This window comes from Blastococcus sp. SYSU DS1021, assembly GCF_054050995.1.
In genome coordinates this window covers 54,222-73,592 of record NZ_JBJHAL010000018.1, presented here as the reverse complement: position 1 = coordinate 73,592, position 19,371 = coordinate 54,222, and the positions used below count along the sequence as shown (strand labels likewise).

The window sequence follows — 19,371 nt, the reverse complement described above, 5'->3', positions numbered from 1 at the left end:
CGGGAACACGACAGCGGCGGGGATCCCGGGAGGGACCCCCGCCGCTGCGGGTGGTGCGAGGGTCAGCCGCCGAAGAGCGCGCTGGCCGCCTTCACCGTGTTGTACAGGCCGTAGGCCAGCGGGACGCCGACCAGGGTCCACGCGAATGCGATCAGGGCCACCGGCGTGTGCGTGGTCGGCTGCTCGCCGGTCCGGGACGCGGGAGTGCTCATCGGATGCTCCGTTCGGGCTCGGCGGCCGTGGTGGGGATGTCGGTCTGCTTGGGCTCGAAGTACTTCTCCGACACCGGCTTGATCAGCAGGTTCGCGACGAAGCCGACGGCCAGCAGGCCGACCATGATGAACAGCGCGGGCCGGTAGTCACCGGCGACGAGCTGACCCGGCGTCCCGCGGGCGTCGAGGACGCCGTTGATGATCAGCGGGCCGACGACGCCGGCGGCCGCCCAGGCGGTCAGCAGCCGGCCGTGGATGGCGCCCACCTGGTAGGTGCCGAAGAGATCGCGCAGGTAGGCCGGGACCGTCGCGAAGCCACCACCGTAGAAGCTGATGATGATCGCGGCGGTGACCACGAAGATCCAGGTCGCGGTGCTGCCGAGGGTCGCCAGGATGACGTACAGCACGATGCCGACGCCGAGGTAGACCATGTAGATCGGCTTGCGCCCGATGTAGTCCGACGTCGAGGACCACACGAAGCGGCCCGCCATGTTGAACAGCGACAGCAGGCCCACGAAGCCCGCGGCCGTGGCGGCGAGGACGGTGGAGGTCTCACCGGTGCGGAAGAAGTCCTGGATCATCGGCGCGGCCTGCTCGAGGATGCCGATGCCCGCGGTCACGTTGCAGAACAGCACCGTCCAGAGCAGCCAGAACTGCGGCGTCTTGATCGCGTTGTTGGCCGAGACGTTCTCCGTGGTGACCAGCGACTTCTGCTTGACGGCCGACGGGTCGAAGCCGTCGGGCCGCCAGTTGGCTGCCGGGACGCGGATGATGAACGCGCCGAACATCATGAAGACCAGGTAGATCAGGCCCAGGGTCAGGAACAGGCCCGCGACGGCGTTACCGCTGGGCACCGTGCCGGCGATGGCCGGGTCGTAGTTCGGGTCGTACCAGTTCATGAGCTGGCGGGACAGCGGCGAGGCGATGAGCGCGCCACCACCGAAGCCCATGATCGCCATGCCGGTGGCCAGGCCCGGGCGGTCGGGGAACCACTTGATGAGCGTGGAGACCGGCGAGATGTAGCCGATGCCCAGGCCGATGCCGCCGAGGAAGCCGTAGCCGAGGTAGAGCAGCCAGAGCTGCTCGGTGTAGATGCCGAGCGAGCCGACGAGGAAGCCCGACACCCAGAAGACGGCCGAGGTGAACATGGCGGCGCGGGGGCCGTTCTTGTCCACCCAGGTGCCGAAGACGGCGGCCGAGAGGCCGAGCATCACGATGGCGATCGAGAAGATGATCCCGATCTGGGTGAGGCCCGTGTCGAAGTGCTCCACGAGCGCGACCTTGTAGACACTGGTCGCGTACGCCTGGCCGATGCACAGATGGACGGCGAGAGCCGCCGGCGGGATCAGCCAGCGGTTGAATCCTGGCCGGGCGACGATGCGCTCGCGTGCCAGGAAACTGGGTACTGCCACGGGGTGTACCTCCGGGGACGGGAACCGGTGCGTCCGGATGGACACCACCGGGACGCGCCCTGTGATATGGGTCGCTATCGGGTCGCACCGTACGTGGCCGTCCGTGCTATTGCGCGCTCAACATGCAACTCGTGATCCTCGCGTGACCACCCGACCGCAGGGCGGAAGGGGATTCAGCCGCCCGCTGTGCCTCCGCCTAGGGTGCAGGCATGGCGTACGAGGTGCGGGGCGTGGTCGCCCGCGGCAAGGGACAGCCCGTCACGGTGGAAACCATCGTCGTTCCCGATCCGGGCCCCGGTGAGGCGGTCGTGGACGTGCAGGCCTGCGGGGTCTGCCACACCGACCTGCACTACCGCGAGGGCGGCATCAACGACGACTTCCCGTTCCTGCTGGGCCACGAGGCGGCCGGCGTGGTCGCGGCAGTGGGCGAGGGCGTCACGAACGTGGCCGTCGGGGACTACGTCGTCCTGAACTGGCGGGCCGTGTGCGGGGAGTGCCGCGCGTGCCGCAAGGGTGCGCTGCAGTACTGCTTCAACACCCACAACGCCGCGCAGAAGATGACGCTGGCCGACGGCACGGAGCTCTCCCCGGCCCTGGGCATCGGCGCCTTCGCCGAGAAGACGCTCGTCCACTCCGGGCAGTGCACGAAGGTCGACCCGGCTGCGCCCCCGACGGCCGCCGGGCTGCTCGGCTGCGGGGTGATGGCCGGCGTCGGCGCGGCGATCAACACCGGTGGCGTGCAGCGTGGCGAGACGGTCGCCGTCTTCGGCTGCGGCGGCGTCGGCGACGCCGCGATCGCCGGCGCGAAGCTCGCCGGCGCGACGACGATCATCGCCGTCGACATCGACGACCGGAAGCTGGAGTGGGCCCGGAAGTTCGGCGCCACCCACACCGTGAACTCGAAGGAGACCGACGCCGTCGAGGCGATCAAGGCCGCCACCGGTGGCTTCGGCGTCGACGTCGCCATCGACGCCGTGGGCCACCCGAAGGTGTTCGAGCAGGCCTTCTACGCCCGCGACCTCGCCGGCCGCGTGGTCATGGTCGGCGTCCCCACGCCGGGCATGGAGATCACCCTGCCGGCGATCGAGGTCTTCGGCCGGGGTGGGGCGGTGAAGAGCTCCTGGTACGGCGACTGCCTGCCCAGCCGCGACTTCCCGATGCTGGTCGACCTCTACCTGCAGGGCCGGTTCCCGCTCGACGACTTCGTCACCGAGACCATCGGCGTGGACGACGTCGAGGAGGCGTTCCACAAGATGCACGCCGGTGACGTGCTGCGCTCGGTCGTGGTGTTCGACAAGTGAGCACCGCGCGCATCGAGAAGGTCGTGATCCCCGGCGTCTTCTCCCTGGACGGCCAGGACTTCGACGTCGAGAACAACGTGTGGCTCGTCGGCGACGACGACGAGGTGCTGGTGATCGACGCCCCGCACGACGCGGCCCCCATCGTGGCGGCCGTCGGCGGCCGGAACGTCACCGCGATCGTGCTCACGCACGGGCACAACGACCACATCACCGCCGCGCCGGCGCTCCGCGAGGCGACCGGCGCCCCGATCTGGTTCCACCCGATGGACCGGATGCTGTGGGACGTCGTGCACCCGGACGCCGCACCCGACCGGGAGCTCCTGGCCGGCACGCGGTTCACGGTGGCCGGTGCGACGCTCACCGCGTTGCACACCCCGGGTCACTCGCCGGGGAGCACCTGCCTGCACGCGCCGGACCTGAGCACGGTCTTCACCGGTGACACGCTGTTCTGCGGCGGTCCGGGAGCCACCGGGCGCTCGTTCAGCGACCGCCCGACGATCGAGCACTCGATCCGCTCGGAGCTGTTCACCCTCCACGGCGACACGGTGGTGCGGACCGGGCACGGCGACGACACCACGATCGCCGCGGAGCTCCGCACCCTCGGCTGACCCCCGCCCCTGGTTCTGGGGGACGACGCCGCCCGCTCACCCGCCGGCGGTGTCGTCCTCCGCCGGACGCCGGCGCTTGCTGCCGGACCGGCTCTTGGGCTCGGAGGACCTCTTGGGCCGGGACCGGCTCTTCGCCTCGGACCCGGCCTTGGGCTCGGACCGGCTCGTGGGCTCGGGCCGGCTCTTCGCCTCGGACCCGCTCGTGGGCTCGGACCCGGCCTCGGGCTCGGACCCGCTCGTGGCATCGGACGGGCTCGTGCGGGGCTGCGGGCTCGTCCGCTCGAGGTTCTGGCGGATCGCCGCCACGTCGAGTGCGAGGTCCTCGAGGGCCTCCACCGCGCGCGTGGCGAGGGCGAACGTCAGGTTCTCGCGCTGCTCCCTGGGGCTGGGCTCGCGATGCCGCTGTGCACTCCCGGGATCGCGGGCGGATGACTCACGCATCCGGCGCGTCGCCTCCGACCACGGATCGTCGGTGCCCCGCGCATCGCCGAGGAGATCGCGCAGCATCCGCTGCGCCATCGCCAGGAAGTCGCCCGGGTCGGGTCGGTCGTTCGCCATCGTCTGCCTCCTCCGGCGGTGAGGACGCGGCCGGAGGGGAAACGTGCGCGACCCCGCCGGGGTTCCCGTCAGGCGGCGACGCGCCGCTGCGCGGAGGCGAAGCCGAGCCAGGTGTGCCGGTTGCCGGCCCAGCACCAGCCGACCTTAGGTGCCCCCCGCCGGTCGCGGCCGTCGCGCCCGGTGCCGTTGCTGATCCACAGCGCCGGCGTCCGGGCGTCCAGGCGTCCGTCGGGCGTGCGCAGCCGCGAGCCGATCGTCATGAAGCAGGCGTTCCGGGCCAGGACCTCCGGGCACTGGAGCAGCCAGTGGATGCCCTCGCCGAGCGTGAGCGGCGTCCGGCCGGCACCCAGGATGGCGGGCAGTGCCTCGTCCGGGCTCCAGTTCCGCCACTGGTCGCCGCGCTCGAGTCCGCTCACGGCGTAGACCGGGGTGGCGGGCAGCTCGACCGACTCGACGGGTGCGAAGGCGTCGAGGTCGGTCATGTCCGCGACGACGAAACCGGGCTTGCCGGCCAGCGTCACGAGCGGGGCGAGCCCCGACACGGGTGCCCGGTCGGGGTGCACCACCAGCAGGGCGCCGGGGGCGAGTCCGTCGGCCGCGGCGCGCAGGTCGGCCGCCGTCACGTCGGCGATCCCGGGTAGGCCGAGGGCGATCAACCGCTCGGCCTGGGCCGCAGCCGGGGGGAGAGGGGCGAGCAGCGTGGGCACAGGCGGACCTCCGGGGCCGGTGGGAACTGGCCGACCACGCGCTGCCCGGACACCTGGTTCCCGCCCGCCGGTCCCGCGACCAGCGGCGACGACCCACCGGGGTGACGCGGCCCACCCGCTCGGCTCTCGGTTCGGTGGCGCGCGCCGGTACGCTCGACCCCGTGCCTCGCGGTGATGGACGGCTGACGCACGACCTCGATCCCCAGTTCCCCGGACCTCAGGACGCCTGCGGCGTCTTCGGTGTGTGGGCGCCGGGGGAGGAGGTCGCGAAGCTGACCTATTTCGGTCTGTACGCGCTCCAGCACCGCGGTCAGGAGGCGGCGGGGATCGCGGTGTCCGACGGCGCCTCGGTCGTCGTCTACAAGGACCTCGGGCTGGTCAGCCAGGTCTTCGACGAGCCGACCCTCGGCAGCCTCCGCGGCCACCTGGCCGTCGGTCACACCCGGTACTCGACGACCGGGGCCTCCACGTGGGAGAACGCGCAGCCGACGTTCCGCACCACCGAGGCCGGCACCGGCCTGGCGCTCTGCCACAACGGGAACCTGGTCAACACCGCCGAGCTCGCCAGCAAGGCCGCCGACGCCGGTGTCCCGGGGGCCTTCGTGGCGACCAACGACTCCGACCTGGTCACCGCGCTCATCGCCTCCTACCAGGACGTCTCGGTCGAGGCGGCGGCGATGGAGGTGCTGCCGCAGCTGCGGGGCGCCTTCTCCATCACCTTCATGGACGAGGACACGCTCTACGCCGCGCGTGACCCGCAGGGCGTGCGCCCGCTGGTGCTCGGCCGGCTCGAGCGCGGCTGGGTGGTGGCCAGCGAGACCGCCGCGCTGGACATCGTCGGCGCCTCCGTGGTGCGCGAGGTCGAGCCCGGCGAGCTGATCGCCATCGACGAGAACGGCCTGCGCAGCCAGCACTTCGCCCCGGCGGAGCCCAAGGGCTGCGTCTTCGAGTACGTCTACCTGGCGCGGCCCGACACCACGATCTCCGGGCGCAGCGTGCACGCGGCGCGCGTGGAGATCGGCCGCCGGCTGGCGAAGGAGCACCCCGCCGACGCCGACCTCGTGATCCCGGTGCCCGAGTCGGGCACCCCGGCGGCGGTCGGCTACGCCGAGGCCTCGGGCATCCCCTACGGGCTGGGCCTGGTCAAGAACTCCTACGTGGGCCGCACGTTCATCCAGCCCAGCCAGACCATCCGGCAGCTGGGCATCCGGCTCAAGCTGAACCCGCTGCGCGACGTCATCCGCGGCAAGCGGCTCGTGGTCGTCGACGACTCGATCGTGCGCGGGAACACGCAGCGCGCGCTGGTCCGGATGCTGCGCGAGGCCGGTGCGGTCGAGGTGCACGTCCGCATCGCGTCGCCGCCGGTCAAGTGGCCGTGCTTCTACGGCATCGACTTCGCCAGCCGGGCCGAGCTGATCGCCAACGGCCTGGACATCGACGGGGTGCGGGCGTCGGTCAACGCCGACTCCCTCGGGTACGTCTCCGAGCAGGGGCTGATCGCGGCCACCGAGCAGCCGGTCAACCGGCTGTGCACCGCCTGCTTCACCGGCGAGTACCCGATCCCGCTGGGTGCCCCCGAGGTGCTGGGCAAGCACGTGCTCGAGGGCATCGGCCAGCGCGCGGTGAGCGGCTGGACCGGTCAGCAGGCCGGTAGCGCCGCGGTCCCCGGTGGCGCCGAGGACGCGCTGAGGCGGCCGTGAGCCGCGGGAGCGACGCCGGGCAGTTCACCTACGCCGCCTCCGGCGTCGACATCGACGCCGGCGAGCGCGCCGTCACCCTCATGAAGGCCGCTGTCGAGCGGACCAACCGGCCCGAGGTGGTCGGCGGGCTCGGCGGCTTCGCCGGCCTGTTCGCCCTCGACGTGCAGAAGTACCGCAGGCCCCTGCTGGCGTCCTCGACCGACGGCGTCGGGACGAAGATCGCCCTGGCCCGGCAGCTGGACCGGCACGACACGGTGGGCATCGACCTGGTGGCGATGGTCGTCGACGACCTGGTCGCCTGCGGCGCCGAGCCGCTGTTCCTGCAGGACTACGTGGCCTGCGGGAAGGTCGTGCCGGAGCGGATCGCCGCGATCGTCACCGGCATCGCGGCGGGGTGCACCCAGGCCGGCGCCGCGCTGGTCGGCGGCGAGACCGCCGAGCACGGCGACCTCATGGGCGCCGACGACTACGACCTGGCCGCCACCGCCGTCGGGGTCGTGGAGGCCGACGCCGTCCTCGGTCCGGAGCGGGTGCGCAGCGGCGACGCGGTCGTCGCGATGGCGTCGTCCGGCTTCCACTCCAACGGCTATTCGCTGGTGCGGCGCGTGGTCTCGGCGGCGGGGCTCGACCTGGCCGCCACCCCTGCGGGCCTCGACCGGCCGCTGGGCGACGAGCTGCTCGAGCCCACCCGCATCTACGCCCGCGACTGCCTGGCGCTGGTCGAGGAGCTCGGCGTGGAGGCGGTGCACGCCTTCGCGCACATCACCGGCGGCGGGCTGGCCGGCAACACCGCGCGCGTGGTCCCCGACGGGCTGCAGGCGGTCCTGGACCGCGGCACCTGGACGCTCCCGGCCGCGGTGCGGCTCATGGAGGAGCACGGGGTGCCGCGGGCGGAGTCCGAGCGCGCCTTCAACTGCGGCGTCGGCATGGTCGCCGCCGTCGCGCCGGAGCAGGCGGACGCCACGGTCGCGCTGCTCACCGCCCGGGGCGTTCCCGCGTGGGTCGCCGGAACCGTGCTCGAGCCGGCGGGGCAGGCGCCGGCGGCGGAGCTCGTCGGCACCTACCGCTGAGCCGACCAGAGCGACACCCGCCGCTACGACACCGCTGCGACGTCACCCCAGCCCTGCGCTCGTCCTCCGAGGGCCACAGCCCTGGGATGACGACCACCGCGCTGGGGTGGTGAGCACGGTGGCCGGTGAGCTCGCCGCCGAGCCGACGCGGACCCGACACCACGACACCGCTGCCCCGAGGGGCGGCGGTGTCGTGGTGTCGACGGATCAGGTGCCCGGACCGCCGGTCAGCGGCTGGCCGCCCAGTCGTCGTCCGAGTCGTCGTCCGCCCAGCGGTCGGCGTACTCGTCGTCCTCGTCGTCGTCGTCCTTCGCCGCGCTGGGCGCGGTGTAGGTCGACGACGAACCGGCCAGCTCGCGCTGCAGCGCGGTGAGGTCGGTGTTGGGTGAGCTGTACTTGAGCTCACGGGCCACGCGTGTCTGCTTGGCCTTCGCTCGGCCGCGCCCCATCGGCTCGACCCCCTCATTACGGAGTGCGGAGGCCCAGCCAAGCGGCTGATGCGGCCCGCATGGCGACCCCGACTGAGTGACTATGTCTCGGACAACATTACGACACGGATCGGCGACGGGCACACGCCCTCCCCCTCAGGAGGTGTGCGCGCCCTCCACCGGTCGGCGCGGGAGCCGGATCGTGGCCAGCCGGCCGACCGAGCGCATCCGCTCCTCGGCGAGCCGGTCGGCGGCGGCTGCGGGGGAGATGCCCTCGGCGTCGGCGAGCGCGAACACCCGCAGCGCGACGTCGAAGATCCCCGAGGCCTTGGCCCGGGCGCGGTCGAACGAGAAGCCGTGCCGCTCGTCCTCCACCTGGATCACCCCGCCGGCGTTGACCAGGAAGTCGGGCGCGTAGAGGACGCCGCGTGCGCGGAGCCGGTCGGCCGCCCCGGGGCTGCCCAGCTGGTTGTTCGCCCCGCCGCACACGATCCGGCCCGGCAGCGCCTCCACCGTCTCGTCGTCCAGGGCCCCGCCGAGCGCGCAGGGCGCGTAGACGTCGTGCGGCGTGCGCACGAGGGCGGCGGTGTCGGCGACGGCGCGCACCTGCGGGTGCCGGGCCCGCACCCGCTCGACGGCGCCGGGGTCCACGTCGGTGACCACGACGTCGGCGCCGTCCTGCACGAGGTGGTCGACCAGCCAGGACCCGACCTTGCCGACGCCGGCGACGGCCACGGTCCGCCCGCCCAGCGCGGGGGTGCCCCAGCAGTGCTGGGCGGCGGCCCGCATGCCCTGGAAGACGCCGTAGGCGGTGAGCACGGAGGAGTCGCCGCACCCGCCGTAGGCCTCCGAGCGGCCGTGCGCGTACCGGGTCTCGCGTGCCACGACGTCCAGGTCGGCGTTGTACGTGCCGACGTCGCAGGCGGTGAGGTAGCGCCCGCCCAGGGACTCCACGAACCGGCCGTAGGCCCGCAGCAGCGCCTCGCTCCTGTCGGTGCGCGGATCGCCGATGATCACGGCCTTGCCGCCGCCGAGGTCCAGGCCGGCCAGGCTGTTCTTGTACGACATGGCGGCCGACAGCCGCAGCACGTCGGCCACCGCCGCGTCCTCGCTGGCGTAGGGGTAGAAGCGGGTGCCCCCCAGCGCCGGCCCGAGGGTCGTGGAGTGGATCGCGATGATCGCGCGCAGCCCCGAACCGGGATCGCTGCAGAAGACGACCTGCTCATGACCGGATGCCAGCACGTCCACGACGCCGAGCCTAGGCCGACCGGGCGTCGCCCGGTCGGTGGAAGTGACCTGCCGGTGCCTCCGGCGGCACCGGCGGCAGGTGGGCGGGGCATGATCCTTGGCGGACATGACGCGCGGGGCCGCACCCCGCGAGCACAGGAGGATTCCCGATGGCCGCACCGAAGCGACTGCTGGCACTCGCCGTGGCTGCACCCCTGCTCCTCTCCGCGTGCACCACCGAGGGCGGCGGGGGCGGGGAGAGCGCCGCGGGTGGTGCGGACGGCGGGGACCTCACCTTCTCGGTCGTCACGCACGGCTCGGCCGGTGACGCCTTCTGGGACGTCGTGCAGAACGGCGCCGCGGCGGCCGGGGAGGACCTCGGCATCGACGTCGACTACCAGAGCGACGGCGACCCGCAGCGCCAGGCGCAGCTGATCGACGCCGCGGTGAACCAGGACGTGGACGGGATCGTCGTCTCGCTGGCGAACCCGGACGCCCTGCGGGACTCGGTCGAGGCGGCGGTGGACGCCGGGATCCCCGTCGTCACCATCAACTCCGGCGGCGACCGGTCGGCCGAGTTCGGCGCCATCGGCCACGTCGGCCAGGACGAGGTGGTCGCGGGCCAGGGGGCGGGCCGGCGACTGGCCGAGGAAGGCGCCACGAGCGTGCTCTGCGTCATCCACGAGGCCGGCAACATCGGGCTGGACCAGCGCTGCTCGGGCGCCTCCCAGGGCTTCGCGGACGCCGGCTCGGCGCCCGGGGACTTCACCGTCGTGCAGGTGGACATCAACGACCTCACCGGCGCCCAGTCGACGATCGCCTCCCAGCTGCAGGCCGACCCGGGGATCGACGCGGTCCTCACGTTGAACTCCGCGCTCGCCCCCGTCGCCGTGGAGGCCGCCGGGGACGCCGGGTCGGAGGCGCTGGTGGCCACGTTCGACCTCAACGAGGACGTCATCAGCGGCATCCAGGACGGCGACATCGCCTTCGCCGTCGACCAGCAGCAGTACGAGCAGGGCTACCTGCCGATCGTGATGCTCAAGCTGTACGCGGAGAACCTGAACACCGTCGGCGGCGGGCAGGCCGTGCTCACCGGCCCCGGCTTCGTGGACGCCGACAACGTCGACGAGATCGCCGACCTGGCTTCGGAGGGCACCCGCTGAGCACCCGGGAGGCCTCCGCTCCGGCCGAGGAGCGGGCCGACGAGCGGCTGGCCGCACCGGGGCCGCTCCGCCGGCTGCTGGCCAAGCCGGAGCTGGGCGCGCTGGTGGGCGCGGTCGCGGTGTTCACCTTCTTCGCGGTCCAGTCCGAGGTGTTCCGGTCGCCCCGCGGCATCGCCAACTGGCTCGACCCGGCGTCGACGCTGGGGATCATGGCGGTCGCGGTCGCGCTGCTCATGATCGGCGGGCACTTCGACCTCTCCGCCGGGGTGATGACCGGGACGACGGCGCTGACCGTGGGGATCGTGGCCACGGAGCTCGGCCAGAACATCTGGGTGGCCATCGGCGTGGCGCTCGTGCTGGCGTTGGCGATCGGCTTCTTCAACGGCTGGCTGGTCACCCGCACCGGGCTGCCGAGCTTTATCATCACGCTCGGCACCTTCCTGATGCTCCAGGGGCTCAACCTGGGGCTGACGAAGTTGTTCACCAGCACGGTGACCGTCGGCGGCATCGACGACGCACCCGGTTACGCCGCCGCCGAGTGGGTCTTCGCCTCGCGCGTCCAGGTCCTGGGCGCCGATGTGCGGGTGGCGGTGTTCTGGTGGCTGCTGTTCACCGCGCTGGCGACGTGGGTGCTGCTGCGCACGCGCTTCGGCAACTGGGTCTTCGCCACCGGCGGCGACGACGTGGCCGCCCGCAACGTCGGCGTGCCCGCCCGCCGCACCACGATCACCCTGTTCATGACGACGGCGGCCGCGGCGTGGTTCGTCGGCACCACCCTGGCGGTGCGGCTGACCTCGGTGCAGGCCAACACCGGCATCGGCCAGGAGCTGATCTACATCGTGGCCGCGGTGATCGGCGGGTGCCTGCTCACCGGCGGCTTCGGCTCGGCCGTCGGCGCCGCCCTCGGGGCGCTGATCTTCGGCATGACCCTGCTGGGGATCCCCTACCTGCGCTGGGAGGCCGACTGGTTCTACTTCTTCCTGGGGGCGATGCTGCTGCTCGCGGTCCTCGCCAACCGGCTGGTGCGGCGCTACGCCGAGGCGGCCCGGCGATGAGCACGGCACCGACGACCTCGCCGACGACCTCGCCGACGACCCCGCCGTTGCTCGAGCTGCGCGACGTGGGCAAGGACTACGGCTCGGTCATCGCGCTCGACGGGATCCGCGCGACCGTGCGAGCCGGGGAGGTCACCTGCGTCCTGGGGGACAACGGCGCCGGGAAGTCGACGCTGATCAAGGTCCTGTCGGGCGTGCACGGTGCAGACCGCGGCGCGGTCCTGCTCGACGGGCGACCCGTCGCCTTCGGCTCGCCCCGCGAGGCGCTGGACGCCGGCATCGCGACCGTCTACCAGGACCTGGCGATGATCCCGCTGATGTCGATCTGGCGGAACTTCTTCCTCGGTGCCGAGCCCACCCGTGGGTGGGGGCCGTTCCGTCGTTTCGACGTCGCGCGCGCCAAGGAGACGACCCGCCGGGAGCTGGCGGCGATGGGGATCGACATCCGCGATCCCGACCAGCCGGTGGGCACGCTCTCCGGTGGGGAGCGCCAGTCGGTGGCCATCGCGCGGGCCGTGCACTTCGGTGCGCGGGTGCTGATCCTCGACGAGCCGACCTCGGCGCTGGGGGTCAAGCAGGCGGGGGTCGTGCTGCGCTACGTGGCGCAGGCGCGGGACCGCGGGGTCGGCGTCGTGCTGATCACGCACAACCCGCACCACGCCCACCCGGTGGGTGACCGGTTCCTGGTGCTCAACCGGGGGCGCAGCATGGGGGAGTTCGCGAAGGCGGAGATCAGCCGCGAGGAGCTGACCCGGCTGATGGCCGGCGGGGCGGAGCTGGAGGCGCTGTCCCACGAGCTGGAGCGCCCATCCGGCTGAGCCCGGCCGCGGGGCGGGGACGGACGCCGTCGGCCATGTCGACATACCGATCGCGACGATGCGGTCACCGAGCGTTCTTGTTGCGGCGCGGCGAGAGTTCCGCGTGTTGCCTTTGTGACTACCGGTGACAGTGCGACTGTTCGCGGGCCACACCGCCCACCCTCTTCCCCAGGGAGCGAGCACATGTCCCAGCGCCGTCCGACCGGACCGGCGACTCCACGGGCCGGCAGCCGCCGGCCCGTTGCGGGCCGCTCTCCCCGCCCGTTCCGCACCGCCCTGATCGGGGCGGTGGCCGGCGCGACGCTCGTGCTCACCGGCACGCCCGCCGTCGCGGTGCCTCCGCCGCCGCCCAACCCGACCGACGGCGAGCTCGGTGCGGCCCGGAGCGAGCAGGACGCGGCCGCCGCGGAGGTGGGCCGCATCCGGGCCCTCGTCGCCACCGTCGAGGCCGAACTGGAGCGCGTCGGTGTCCTGGCCGAGGCCGCCGGGACCGCTTACGAGGCGGCCGTCGAGGAGCTGCAGCTCGCCCAGGAGGCCGCCGAGCGGGCCGCTGCCGAGCTCCGGGCCGCCGACGAGGCCGTCGCCGCGGCGGGGCTGCGGATCGCGGCGTTCTCCCGCGACAGCTACATGAACGGTGGGAGCCTCACCAGCTCCGCCGCGCTCCTGGACTCGGAGGGGCCGGGCGAGCTCATCCAGCGGGCAGCGATGCTCGACTACGTCGCGGCCAACCAGCTCGACGTCCTGGCCGAGTTCGAGGTGGCTCGTGTGCGGCAGGCGAACGCCAACTCGACCGCCCGGGCCACGCGCGACGAGCGCGCTGCCGCGGAGGACACCGCCGAGGCCGCCAAGGCGGCGGCCGACGCGCAGCTCGCCACCCAGCAGGCGGCCTACGCGGGGATCGAGGCGCAGAAGGCGGAGTACGACCAGCAGTTGAAGGCCGCCCAGATCCGCCTCCTCGAGCTGCAGGGCGCGCGCAACGCCCACGACCAGTGGGTGGCTCAGAAGGCGGCCGAGGAGGCCGCCGCCCGCGAGGCGGCCGAGCGCGCCGCCCGCGAGGCCGAGCGTGCCGCCCGCGAGGCCGAGGCGGAGGCAGCCCGCAACCGTGCCAACGCCGGTGGCGGCGGCAGCGCGGGCGGCGGTAGCACTGGCGGCGGCGGCGGCGGCGGTGGCGGCGGCACGGTCAGCGGGTCCGGCTACGTCAAGCCCACCTCGGGGCGGGTGTCCAGCTGCTACGGCTGGCGCTGGGGGGCCCTGCACGGCGGTGTGGACATCGCCGCCCCGATCGGGACCCCGGTGTACGCGGTGACCAGCGGCGTCGTCCGGCGCGCCGGCACGGCGACCGGCTTCGGGTACGCGGTCTACATCGAGGGCGACGACGGCGCGGTCACCGTGTACGGGCACGTGAACCGGTACTTCGTCTCCGCCGGCGAGCGGGTGTCGGCCGGCGAGCGGATCGCCGAGGTCGGCAACCGTGGGCAGTCCACCGGGCCGCACCTGCACTTCGAGGTCCACCCCAGCGGCCGGATGTACGGCGGACACGTGGACCCGGTGCCGTGGCTCAACGCCCGGGGCGTCTACCTCGGTGGCTGCGGCGGCTGACCACGGCCCGGTCGGGCCGGGAACGGTCAGCTGGTGGGGGCGCTCTCCTCGGTGGGCAGGCCCAGCCCGCACTCCTCGGCGAGGTAGGCCTGCACGTTGGTCGAGGCCGTGTCCAGCTCCTGCTCCAGCGGAGCCAGCTCCTGCTCGAGGGTGGCCAGCGCCTCCGGGTCGCTGAGGTCGACGCCCTGGAGGGTGGCCGCGAGCTGCTCGGCGTCGTCGGCCAGCGCGCTCCAGTCCGGGGCGATCTCGTCCGGCGCGTCGATCGCGCGCATCTCCCGCGCCGCCGCGCGGAGGATCTCCGGCAGGTCACCGGGGTCGCCGGCGGCGGTCGCGCTGCCGGCGAGCCGCTCCTGGATGCTGACGGCCTCCGCGCAGAAACCACCGTCGGTGGCCTCGGGAGCTCCGGTCGCGGTGGTCTCCCCGGCTGCGGTGCTCCCCCCGTCGTCGTCGGAGCTCCCGCAACCGGTGAGCAGGGCCAGGGCGGTCACGGCCGGGAGCACCCCGGCGCGGAGGAGGGGGCGGCGCATGGGCGGAGGGTAGCCGCCGGGTGCGCGCCCCGGCGGCGGCGCACTAGCGTGCCGGGGGTGGCCCTCCCGACCGACCCCCGCACCTCGTGGGGGCTCCCCGCACCCGGCGCACTGCCGCGCACCGCCGAGCTGGAGCCGCTGGTCACCAGGGTGCTGGCGCCCAACCCCTCGCCGATGACCCTCGACGGCACGAACACCTACGTGGTGGGCGCCCCGGGCAGCGGCCAGGCGGTGCTGGTCGACCCGGGTCCGGACGACGCCGCGCACCTGGCCGCCGTCGAGGCCGCGCTCGCCGCACGGCATGCGCGCTGCGTCGCCGTCCTGGTCACCCACCACCACGGGGACCACGCCGAGGCGGCGCTGCCGTGGGGGGCCCGTCTCGGCGCTCCCGTCGCGGCGGCGTCGGGGGACGTCGCGGGTCCCGCCGGACGGGTGCTCGAACCGGGGGAACGGCTGTCCCGGGCCGGGACGGTGATCGACGTCGTCGGCACGCCCGGCCACACCGCCGACCACCTGGCGTTCCGCCTGGAGTCCGGGGCGGTCCTGGTGGGCGACCACGTCCTGGGGCGGGGCACCTCGGTCGTCACCCACCCCGAGGGCGACGTGGTGGCGTACCTGGAGTCGTTGCGGCGGGTGCACGACCTGGGGCCCAGCGCCCTCTACTGCGGCCACGGCCCGGAGCTGACCACCGATCCCGGTGCGGTCCTCGAGTACTACCTGGCGCACCGGGCGCACCGCGAGCAGCAACTGCTCGACGCGCTGGCCGGTGGCGCCCGCAGCGTCGACGAGCTCGTGGCGGCGGTCTACGCCGACGTTCCCCGCGAGGTGTGGCCGGCCGCGGCGCAGTCGACCCGGGCCACCCTGGCCAAGCTCGCCGCCGACGGCCGGGTCGAGCTCGTCGGCGGGGACGGGGTGCGGCCGGCATGACCGAGGCGGGGGTCGCCGTGGTCACCGCCGACGCCGGCGAGCGCGACCAGCGGCGCGCCGCAGCCGGGCTCGCTGCCGCCGGGGTGCGGGAGGGCGACCGCGTGCTCGTGTCCGCGGTCGCCTCGCCGGCGCTGCTCGCCGTCGTCCTCGGCGCACTGCGCACCGGCGTCGTCCCCGTGGTGCTCGACCCGGCGCTGCCGGCCGAGGAGCGCGCGGCGCTGGCCGCCGACGCCGACCCCGCGCTGGACGCCGGGACCGACCCGGCGCGTCTGCTCGGCGACGCGGAGGCCGCGCTGGCCCCGGTGCCCCTGGCGCGGCCCATGCACTACACCTCCGGCACCACCGGCCGGCGCAAGGGCGTGTGGTCCGGCGTCCTGGGCGCCGACGACGCCCGCGCCCTGGCCGGTGAGGAGATCGAGCTGTGGGGCTTCGGGCCGGGGGACCGGCACGTCGTCCTCTCGCCGCTGCACCACAGCGCGCCGCTGCGGTTCGCCGTCCACACGCTGCTGGCCGGCGGTGAGGTGCTGCTGCCCGGCCCCTTCGACGCCGCCCGCGCCGCCCGGGTGATCTCCACCCACCGGCCGACGACGGCGTTCTGCGTCCCCACCCACCTGCAGCGGCTGCTCGCCCGGGACCACGTCGACTGGTCCTCGTTCCGCCGGCTGGTGCACGCCGGCGCGCCGTGCCCCGAGCCGCTCAAGCGCGCGGTCCTCGCGGCGCTGCCGGAGGGCAGCGTGTGGGAGTTCTACGGGTCCACCGAGGCGCAGTTCACCGTCTGCTCGCCCGAGGACTGGCTGGCCCACCCCGGCAGCGTGGGGCGGGCCCGTCCGGGGCGGCGGCTGGAGACCGACGAGCGCGGCCAGCTCTGGTGCGCGGTGCCCCGCTGGGCCCGTTTCGAGTACTGGCGGGCGCCCGAGAAGACGGCCGCGGCGTGGCGGGGGGAGCGGGTCACCGTCGGCGACCTGGGCCGGGTCGACGACGACGGCACCGTCTGGCTGGACGGCCGGCGGGAGGACCTGGTCATCTCCGGTGGGGTGAACGTCTACCCGGCGGAGGTGGAGGCGGTCCTCGACGCCCATCCCGGTGTCGTGGAGAGCGCGGTGTTCGGCATCCCCGACCCCGAGTGGGGGCAGCGGGTGGTGGCCGCCTACGTCGGCGACGCGGACGCCGGCGCGCTGGCCGCCTGGGCCCGGGAGCGGCTGGCGCCGGCCAAGCGCCCCAAGTCGCTGCACGCACTGGCCGACCTGCCCCGCACCTCGACCGGCAAGGTGCGCCGGCTGGACCTGCCCGGGGTGCTCGGCCTGGCCGGTGGCTGAGCACTGGGACGTCGTCGTCGTCGGCGCGGGCACGGCCGGGTGCCCGCTGGCCGCCCGACTGGCCGACGCCGGCCGGCGGGTGCTGCTGCTCGAGGCGGGGGCGCACCACCCCGACCCCGCGCGCGTCCCGCCCGAGCTCCGCGACGCCGGCACCCTGCGCGCCGCGGTGAGCGGGCACCCGGCGAACTGGGACCTGCCCGGGCTGCTGCCCGGGGGGCGGACCGTGCGGGTGCCCCGCGGCCGGGTGTCCGGCGGCTCCAGCGCGGTGAACGCCGGCTACTTCGTGCGCCCCACGCCCGCGGACGCCGCCGGCTGGGCCGCGGCGGGGAACGACCTGTGGTCGTGGGACCGGCTGCTGCCCGCGCTGGTGCGGCTGGAGAACGACCGCGACTTCGGCGACCGCCCCGGCCACGGGGCCGACGGGCCGGTGCCGGTGACGCGCCCGCGGAGCGCCCCGCCCCTCGCCGAGGCGTTCGCCGCCGCGGCCGAGGAGCTGGGGGTCCCGGCCGAGCCGGACAAGAACGCCGGTGGCGCGCCCGGCTACGGCCCGTTGCCGCGCAACGTCGTCGACGGCGTCCGGATCAGCACCGCGGCGGCCTACCTGGCCCCGCGCCGCGGGCACCCCGGCCTCACCGTGCGCGGCGGCGTCCAGGTGCTGCGGGTGCTGGTCGAGCACGGCCGCGCGGTGGGCGTGCGCACGACCGGCGGCGAGGTGCGCGCCGAGGAGGTGGTGCTGGCCGCGGGGGCGGTGGGCTCGGCGCACCTGCTGCTGCTCTCGGGGATCGGTCCACCGTCGGTGCTACGGGCCGCCGGGATCGAGCTGCTGGTCGACGCCCCGGGGGTGGGGCAGCAGTGCTCGGACCACCCGCTGGTCTACCTGCCCTTCCGTCCCGTGTCGGGCACCACGGCCCCGCCCGGCCGGTCCCCGCTGCACGGCGTCCTGCACGGGACCTCGCCCGGCGCCGAGGTGCCGGGCGACCTGGAGCTGCTGCCCTGGCTGGCCCCGTTCGCGCAGGTGATGACGGGCCACGCCGCACCCGAGGGCGAGGTGGTCGAGCTCGGGGTGGGGCTCCAGCGGACGGTCGGCCGCGGGCGGCTGGTCCTCGACCCGCGGGACCCGGCCGCCCTCCCGGTCGTGGAGTACGGGCACCTGGCGCAGGAGCCGGACCGCCGGCGGATGCGGGACGGGGTGCGGATGGCGGCGGAGCTGCTGCGGACCCGCGCGCTGGCCGCGGTGGGTGTGCCGACCGACGAGCCGACCGGCGCGGTGCTGGCCGACGACGTCGCGCTGGACGCCTGGATCCGTGCCCGCCTGACCACCGCCGTCCACCTGTCCGGGACCGCGCGCATGGGGCCGGAGAGCGATCCCGGAGCCGTGGTCGACCAGCGGCTGCGGGTCCGCGGGGTCGAGGGGCTCCGGGTGGCCGACACGTCGGTGCTCCCGCAGGTGCCCAGCCGCGGACCGGCTGCCACCGCCGTGCTGGTCGGGGAACGCGCCGCAGAGCTGATGGCCGGGAGCTGAGCCACGCGGCCGTCGGCGCGGGTCCCGGCGGCGCGAGAGGCGCGGCCGCCGGGACCCGGGCTCCGGGTCAGCGGATGGCGGACATCTCGCTGGTGGTGGTGGTCGGGGCCGACCAGGCGTCGGGGTGCGGCCGTCCGACGTCGGACGTCCAGGCCGGGGTGCGGGGTCCGCTCTGCGGCCCGCGGCTGGTGGTGGCCGGACGGGCGCTCAGGCTCACGATCGCGGCCAGGAGCACGAGCAGGCCGACCAGTACACCGCCGAGGGTCAGGAGCGTGGAGAGCATGTACACAACGTAGGCGGTTGGTGCTGTGCTGTCACCGGGCAGAACTCCCCGAAGATCGGCTGCGACGTGCGCACAGTTCACCCGCGTTCTCCCGTCGCGCCCCAGCTGCCCCAGCACCCTTCGCCGAGGGGGGCCGCCGCACTGGTCGCTCTGCCGCGGCCGGTTGCCCGACGGTCGACGGCGGGTAGGGCAGGCGCCGTCGGTCGAACGGAGGACGTGTGCCTGATCTGGTGGCAGCTGCGGGGCAGGTGGTGGCGGTGCCGCTCGGCGCCGTGGCGCGCTGGCGGCGTGGCCGCCCCATGCACCCGCGCGGGGCGGTGCTGGCCGGTGTGCTGGACCGGCAGGGCGCGCGACCGCCGTTCGGGGTCCCGTGGCTCGACGGCGCCGGTACCGACGACGTCGTCATCCGGATGTCGCGCGGCGCCGGGCTCCCGGCCCCGCTGCCCGACGTCCTGGGGCTGACGATCCGGTTGACCGGTGCGGACGGCTCCCCGGTCGACCTGCTGCTCTCGACCATCGGGCGCGGCCGCCTGACGCGGCTGGTGCCGGTGCCGCGGGCGGACGCGGCGGCGACCTACGGCTCGATCATGGCCTACCGCTCGGCCGTCGGGCCGGTGCGGCTGGCCGCCCTCCCGCAGGCATCCTCCCTGCCCACCGACCCCGCGCCGCTGGCCGCGGCCGCCGTGTCGGGCGACGTCGTCTTCACCCTGGCGGCCGCCCGCGGCCTGGAGGAGTGGCGCCCCTTCGCCACGCTGCGGGCCACCGGTCGGCACGGCTCGCTGGACACCGACCTGCGCTTCGACGCGGTGCGGAACCCGCCGCCGGGGCTGGCCGCCGACGGCCCGCTCGCCCGCTTCCGCGAGCCGGCGTACGCCACGGCGCGCTGGATCGGCCGCACCGGTTCGTGACGCGCCGGAGATGCCAACTCACCCGATGGA

At 74.6% G+C, this 19,371-nt stretch carries 20 protein-coding genes; 12 read left to right on the top strand and 8 right to left on the bottom strand.

Features of this window, described 5'->3' with window-relative positions; all coding sequences use genetic code 11:
* Positions 1-62: 62 nt before the first annotated feature.
* Both ACI8AP_RS14330 and ACI8AP_RS14325 read right to left on the bottom strand, forming a co-directional pair.
* Positions 63-212 carry an MFS transporter small subunit gene (locus tag ACI8AP_RS14330; RefSeq protein WP_456590023.1) on the bottom strand — a complete coding sequence of 50 codons (150 nt, stop codon included), beginning with the start codon at positions 210-212 and terminating at the stop codon, positions 63-65.
* Positions 209-1,624, bottom strand: coding sequence for an OFA family MFS transporter (locus tag ACI8AP_RS14325; protein ID WP_456590022.1), 1,416 nt, complete (start codon positions 1,622-1,624; stop codon positions 209-211). The genes ACI8AP_RS14330 and ACI8AP_RS14325 overlap by 4 nt, the downstream gene beginning before the upstream one ends.
* A 209-nt stretch (positions 1,625-1,833) precedes the next feature.
* Here ACI8AP_RS14325 and ACI8AP_RS14320 point away from each other — a divergent pair, with 209 nt between their 5' ends.
* Both ACI8AP_RS14320 and ACI8AP_RS14315 read left to right on the top strand, forming a co-directional pair.
* Positions 1,834-2,925, top strand: coding sequence for an S-(hydroxymethyl)mycothiol dehydrogenase (locus ACI8AP_RS14320; RefSeq protein WP_456590021.1), 1,092 nt, complete (start codon positions 1,834-1,836; stop codon positions 2,923-2,925).
* On the top strand, positions 2,922-3,533 hold the full coding sequence (locus ACI8AP_RS14315) for an MBL fold metallo-hydrolase (protein WP_456590020.1): 612 nt from the start codon (positions 2,922-2,924) through the stop codon (positions 3,531-3,533). Before ACI8AP_RS14320 ends, ACI8AP_RS14315 begins: the two co-directional genes overlap by 4 nt.
* A 36-nt stretch (positions 3,534-3,569) precedes the next feature.
* Here the strand turns inward: ACI8AP_RS14315 and ACI8AP_RS14310 are convergent, their stop codons facing one another.
* Both ACI8AP_RS14310 and ACI8AP_RS14305 read right to left on the bottom strand, forming a co-directional pair.
* Entirely contained in the window at positions 3,570-4,091 is a 522-nt protein-coding gene (locus ACI8AP_RS14310; protein ID WP_456590019.1) for a hypothetical protein, read from the bottom strand.
* Between the two features lie 68 nt (positions 4,092-4,159).
* Positions 4,160-4,798 carry a DUF5701 family protein gene (locus ACI8AP_RS14305; RefSeq protein WP_456590018.1) on the bottom strand — a complete coding sequence of 213 codons (639 nt, stop codon included), beginning with the start codon at positions 4,796-4,798 and terminating at the stop codon, positions 4,160-4,162.
* Between the two features lie 161 nt (positions 4,799-4,959).
* On the opposite strand from ACI8AP_RS14305, the gene purF reads away from it, so the two are divergent.
* Together purF and purM are read left to right on the top strand one after the other, a co-directional pair.
* Positions 4,960-6,498 carry an amidophosphoribosyltransferase gene (gene purF / locus ACI8AP_RS14300; protein ID WP_456590017.1) on the top strand — a complete coding sequence of 513 codons (1,539 nt, stop codon included), beginning with the start codon at positions 4,960-4,962 and terminating at the stop codon, positions 6,496-6,498.
* Positions 6,495-7,568 carry a phosphoribosylformylglycinamidine cyclo-ligase gene (gene purM / locus ACI8AP_RS14295; protein WP_456590016.1) on the top strand — a complete coding sequence of 358 codons (1,074 nt, stop codon included), beginning with the start codon at positions 6,495-6,497 and terminating at the stop codon, positions 7,566-7,568. Before purF ends, purM begins: the two co-directional genes overlap by 4 nt.
* A gap of 227 nt (positions 7,569-7,795) precedes the next feature.
* On the opposite strand, the gene ACI8AP_RS14290 is transcribed toward purM, so the two are convergent.
* Together ACI8AP_RS14290 and ACI8AP_RS14285 are read right to left on the bottom strand one after the other, a co-directional pair.
* Entirely contained in the window at positions 7,796-8,017 is a 222-nt protein-coding gene (locus tag ACI8AP_RS14290; protein ID WP_456590015.1) for a DUF3073 domain-containing protein, read from the bottom strand.
* Between the two features lie 135 nt (positions 8,018-8,152).
* A complete protein-coding gene (locus ACI8AP_RS14285) occupies positions 8,153-9,244 on the bottom strand; it encodes a Glu/Leu/Phe/Val family dehydrogenase (RefSeq protein WP_456590014.1) in 1,092 nt (363 codons plus the stop codon).
* 149 nt (positions 9,245-9,393) lie between these two features.
* Here ACI8AP_RS14285 and ACI8AP_RS14280 point away from each other — a divergent pair, with 149 nt between their 5' ends.
* The 4 genes from ACI8AP_RS14280 to ACI8AP_RS14265 all read left to right on the top strand — a co-directional run bounded on the left by ACI8AP_RS14280 (position 9,394) and on the right by ACI8AP_RS14265 (position 13,858).
* The gene (locus tag ACI8AP_RS14280) at positions 9,394-10,386 is read left to right on the top strand and encodes a sugar ABC transporter substrate-binding protein (protein ID WP_456590013.1); all 993 of its coding nucleotides are present in this window, start codon (positions 9,394-9,396) and stop codon (positions 10,384-10,386) included.
* Between the two features lie 104 nt (positions 10,387-10,490).
* Positions 10,491-11,441 (top strand): ABC transporter permease, encoded by a 951-nt coding sequence (locus tag ACI8AP_RS14275; protein ID WP_456590012.1) that lies wholly within the window; start codon positions 10,491-10,493, stop codon positions 11,439-11,441.
* A complete protein-coding gene (locus tag ACI8AP_RS14270; RefSeq protein WP_456590011.1) occupies positions 11,438-12,259 on the top strand; it encodes an ATP-binding cassette domain-containing protein in 822 nt (273 codons plus the stop codon). Before ACI8AP_RS14275 ends, ACI8AP_RS14270 begins: the two co-directional genes overlap by 4 nt.
* 183 nt (positions 12,260-12,442) lie before the next feature.
* Positions 12,443-13,858, top strand: coding sequence for a M23 family metallopeptidase (locus tag ACI8AP_RS14265; RefSeq protein WP_456590010.1), 1,416 nt, complete (start codon positions 12,443-12,445; stop codon positions 13,856-13,858).
* Between the two features lie 26 nt (positions 13,859-13,884).
* Here the strand turns inward: ACI8AP_RS14265 and ACI8AP_RS14260 are convergent, their stop codons facing one another.
* Positions 13,885-14,385, bottom strand: a complete 501-nt coding sequence (locus tag ACI8AP_RS14260; RefSeq protein WP_456590009.1) for a hypothetical protein — start codon at positions 14,383-14,385, stop codon at positions 13,885-13,887.
* A gap of 57 nt (positions 14,386-14,442) precedes the next feature.
* Here ACI8AP_RS14260 and ACI8AP_RS14255 point away from each other — a divergent pair, with 57 nt between their 5' ends.
* The 3 genes from ACI8AP_RS14255 to mftG are packed head-to-tail and all read left to right on the top strand — an operon-like array spanning position 14,443 to position 18,150.
* Complete coding sequence (locus ACI8AP_RS14255; RefSeq protein ID WP_456590008.1) at positions 14,443-15,312, top strand: MBL fold metallo-hydrolase; 870 nt, start codon at positions 14,443-14,445, stop codon at positions 15,310-15,312.
* On the top strand, positions 15,309-16,628 hold the full coding sequence (locus ACI8AP_RS14250) for a class I adenylate-forming enzyme family protein (RefSeq protein WP_456590007.1): 1,320 nt from the start codon (positions 15,309-15,311) through the stop codon (positions 16,626-16,628). Before ACI8AP_RS14255 ends, ACI8AP_RS14250 begins: the two co-directional genes overlap by 4 nt.
* Entirely contained in the window at positions 16,621-18,150 is a 1,530-nt protein-coding gene (gene mftG, locus ACI8AP_RS14245; protein ID WP_456590006.1) for a mycofactocin dehydrogenase MftG, read from the top strand. The genes ACI8AP_RS14250 and mftG overlap by 8 nt, the downstream gene beginning before the upstream one ends.
* Before the next feature lie 67 nt (positions 18,151-18,217).
* On the opposite strand, the gene ACI8AP_RS14240 is transcribed toward mftG, so the two are convergent.
* Positions 18,218-18,433, bottom strand: a complete 216-nt coding sequence (locus tag ACI8AP_RS14240) for a hypothetical protein (RefSeq protein WP_456590005.1) — start codon at positions 18,431-18,433, stop codon at positions 18,218-18,220.
* 218 nt (positions 18,434-18,651) lie between these two features.
* On the opposite strand from ACI8AP_RS14240, the gene ACI8AP_RS14235 reads away from it, so the two are divergent.
* Positions 18,652-19,341: a phosphodiesterase gene (locus ACI8AP_RS14235; protein ID WP_456590004.1), complete on the top strand. Its 690-nt coding sequence runs from the start codon at positions 18,652-18,654 to the stop codon at positions 19,339-19,341.
* The last annotated feature ends 30 nt before the right edge of the window (positions 19,342-19,371 follow it).